Here is a 3,152-nt window from a genome sequence, read left to right on the forward strand (position 1 = left end):
GGTATGATATTTTTTCTAGCATGGGTGGTTGGGAAAGTGGTCATCAGGCTAATGCTGCTGCTAATCCATCAGCTTTTTCACTAGAAGAAGCTGCATATTTATATAACCAACTGATTACTGGCAAGATGAATAATGAAGTCAAGTCAAATCCAATTATCTACGAAGCAATTAAAGATGCTCAAGCCATTTCGCCTGTGAGAGCCTATCACCGCACGGAAAATAGGTGGCTTCACTATGAAAAACTGTCGAAATTGCCGTCAGGGTTTGTGGTAATAGGTGATGCTGTTTGTGCTTTCAATCCCGTCTATGGACAAGGCATGACTACTGCGGCTCTAGGTGCATTGACGTTAGATGAGTCTTTGAGTAAGCAATTATCTCGCCATGCTGATGGAAATTTAGTCGGGCTATCCCAAAGCTTTCAAAAGCAACTTAGCAAAATAATTGCAGTCCCTTGGCTAATGGCAACAGGTGAAGATTTTCGCTGGCATACTACTGTGGGCGGACGACCCAATTGGATGACGGAACTCATGCAGTACTATCTAGATCAAGTGTTGCTGCTGGCTGCCCAAAGCCCTGACATCCACAAGCTTTTCTTAGAAGTGATGCACCTGCTTAAACCCCCCAGTGTATTTTTCTATCCCAGTGTTCTAAGGCAGGTGTTACAGCGAATCATCAAGAAGAGCGATCAAAACTGGAATAGAACTGGGGACAACCTGTTGGTAGATCAGTGATTTTCTGATTGCTTACCGAATGAACCGTCAGCGATAGCTTAAATAAATTCCAGTTCATCTTAAACATATCCGTCCAATTAAATTCACTCATAAGTTGTTTTCGAGATGAAAAATCAAGAGAGTTAGGTGGGCGCTATTGTTTTGTTAGAGTGCGATGTCTGCGACGGGCAACTCTTGGAAACGCTGCGCGATCGCTCCTAGAAAATACAAGCGACGAAAAATTAAACGAGGTAGAGGAGCGATCGTTTTCGGTGGGCGGGTACGCCATCGCACAGACTATCAACTCAGTTAAAACTACAAATAAAGTGGTAATTATGAGCGTTTTGGACAAACATTTAGATTTTCTACGGAATGACGCTCTAATACATGATGATAGTCAATCAAAGTTAGCATCAAATACTAATGAACCGTCAGCTGATAGTACGATGTAGCGATAGTTACGTGGAGCCGAACGCCAAAATTGCCCCAATTGCTTGATGTTGTAGCCATTGGGTACATTAATTTCAAAATAACCGTGTTCTGGAACCCAGCCAATCCACATACCATTGTTCGCTTGACTGTAACCCATTTTATTCCAGAACAAATTGCGGATTTTTTGCTCTTGCGCCTCGCTAATGGGTACACGCACCTGTCGCCAAGATGGACGGCCAGCATTCCGCAGAGCTTCACGAGGCAAATTGGAGGGTAGTGATCGCCCAATACTATTGTAATACCAGCTATAACGTGCCTTCTCTGTTAACATATCAAACCGCGTACAAGCGTCATATACTGCCGAAAGCAAGCGGGCATCACTGGCATAAACGCTATGTAAGTAATTGCCGAGTCGTAGCAAGTTGAGGGCTTCCTGTTTGTGTGAACCACGCAGCTGATCGAAACTTGCAGCTAGGGTAATGCGATCGCCAATTAAGCGTTCATACACTTTTGTTGTGCCCCAAGGGTAAGTTTCTTGACGCTGTAATTCATCCCAACGTTGCTGCACTTGCAGTTGCACTTCCTCAAGCGGCTGAACAGAACCAGGACAGTTGGCTTGCGCCTCTAGTATAGCAACTAAAAAGTTTAGTGTAGAGGCGATTGGTAATATCCACAATAAATTTTTGTATATCATATTACTTAAAATGTAAGATTTTAACTAGAGATTTCCAAGATTAATACTTTTATCTACAAGCCCAACTACAGATTTACTCAAAGATAGGGGAGAAGTAGGGGAGGTGCGATAGCGCGGAGCGCCCGCCGGAGGAGATCGCCTACACGCCCATAGTCCAAATTCTTAGAGTCAAAGTTGCACCTCCAAAGCGATCGCCACCGGAAAGGGCGGAACGCCATCGCATCCTATCAACAAAGTAAAATCCCCACACTTGAGGCAGGGACTACAGGATTACTCTAAGTAGCTATTAATACAAGGTCAATTAAGATGCTTTCGGTTGCTGCCACAGGACCAGTTTCAAAACAGAGCAGTAGCAAGCCCCATCACTGATTTGGTGTTCGTGTTCAGCTATCCAATCATAAATTTGTGCAGCCACTGCTAATGCCACCTGTTCACAGCGATAAAGCTTCGGGCTAGGGCAGAAAGCTTTACCATTGATGTGTACGGCGGCAATCTGCCAATAGTCGCTGTCTTCACCCTCCGGCATTACTTCTAAAAACCCGCTACTTTTTGGCTCAATTATTCCTATGTTCATCTGCAAGCCCGAACTCTAAAAACAGAGTACAACATCGAATTGCAGCAATTCAAGCCAGGAAATCAATAGGGTAAAGGGGCGATCGCTTAGATTAACTGAATAAACTGGTGCTATACCGAAAATTCCCAACTGCGTAGGCTTCTTGAACCGTAGGCATCGTTATTCTCTATAATTTTTTAGTACATAAATACTATCAAAGTTCACTCCATTACTTCTAAAACAGTGAGTATCGAGTATAATATGCGCCGTTTCCTAAAAGCGATGTCTAAGGTGTGTTCGGTGCGGTATGCGATCGCTTCAAGGTGGAGTGTTTTGCAGATTTTGCAGTTGATTAAAAGTTGTTAGCAGGTTTAATTCTGGGGGAAAGTGAGCGTTCGCTGTTTAAACTGACTCTTTTAATTCCTGTTTATAGAGCGCGATTTCCAGAGGGCTTTTACTTAAGTCGTGGCATAATTTTTGAAACTAGCAATACCTTAAGTCAGGTTATGTTTAAAAAATTAGCAGCAGGAATTGGTTTTGGGATACTACTCGCTGTAAATCCTATAGCTATAGGTGAGAATAACAGTTTAAACTATCATAGTAATCTTTTTGACAAGTCCACTAAAAAAGCAATTGATGTATCTAAAATATCCATAGGTGATATTAAGCTGGGGATGAAAGAAAAGGATATTATCCAAAAATTGGGTAAACCGAAAAGTCGAACTACAAAGTATGACGATGTTTGTTATGGCGCATATATTAC

At 42.5% G+C, this 3,152-nt stretch carries 4 protein-coding genes and 1 pseudogene; 2 read left to right on the forward strand and 3 right to left on the reverse strand.

The genetic code is table 11. The annotated features are described in order from the left end of the window. A pseudogene (locus IQ229_RS20470) lies at positions 1–731 on the forward strand (hypothetical protein); the annotation flags it as partial. A 144-nt stretch (positions 732–875) separates the two neighbouring features. Here IQ229_RS20470 and IQ229_RS24620 read toward each other — a convergent pair. The 3 genes from IQ229_RS24620 to IQ229_RS20480 all read right to left on the reverse strand — a co-directional run bounded on the left by IQ229_RS24620 (position 876) and on the right by IQ229_RS20480 (position 2,410). After that, positions 876–1,004: a hypothetical protein gene (locus IQ229_RS24620; protein WP_265583004.1), complete on the reverse strand. Its 129-nt coding sequence runs from the start codon at positions 1,002–1,004 to the stop codon at positions 876–878. A 103-nt stretch (positions 1,005–1,107) separates the two neighbouring features. Then, positions 1,108–1,836 (reverse strand): hypothetical protein, encoded by a 729-nt coding sequence (locus tag IQ229_RS20475; protein ID WP_194046888.1) that lies wholly within the window; start codon positions 1,834–1,836, stop codon positions 1,108–1,110. Positions 1,837–2,137: 301 nt separating this feature from the next. After that, positions 2,138–2,410 carry a hypothetical protein gene (locus IQ229_RS20480; protein WP_194046890.1) on the reverse strand — a complete coding sequence of 91 codons (273 nt, stop codon included), beginning with the start codon at positions 2,408–2,410 and terminating at the stop codon, positions 2,138–2,140. A gap of 338 nt (positions 2,411–2,748) precedes the next feature. On the opposite strand from IQ229_RS20480, the gene IQ229_RS20485 reads away from it, so the two are divergent. Continuing rightward, the coding region (locus tag IQ229_RS20485; RefSeq protein ID WP_194046892.1) for a hypothetical protein at positions 2,749–3,152 on the forward strand (404 nt) is incomplete at its 3' end.

Source organism: Nostoc cf. edaphicum LEGE 07299 (genome assembly GCF_015207245.1).
GTDB classification, from domain to species: Bacteria; Cyanobacteriota; Cyanobacteriia; order Cyanobacteriales; family Nostocaceae; genus Nostoc; species Nostoc edaphicum_B.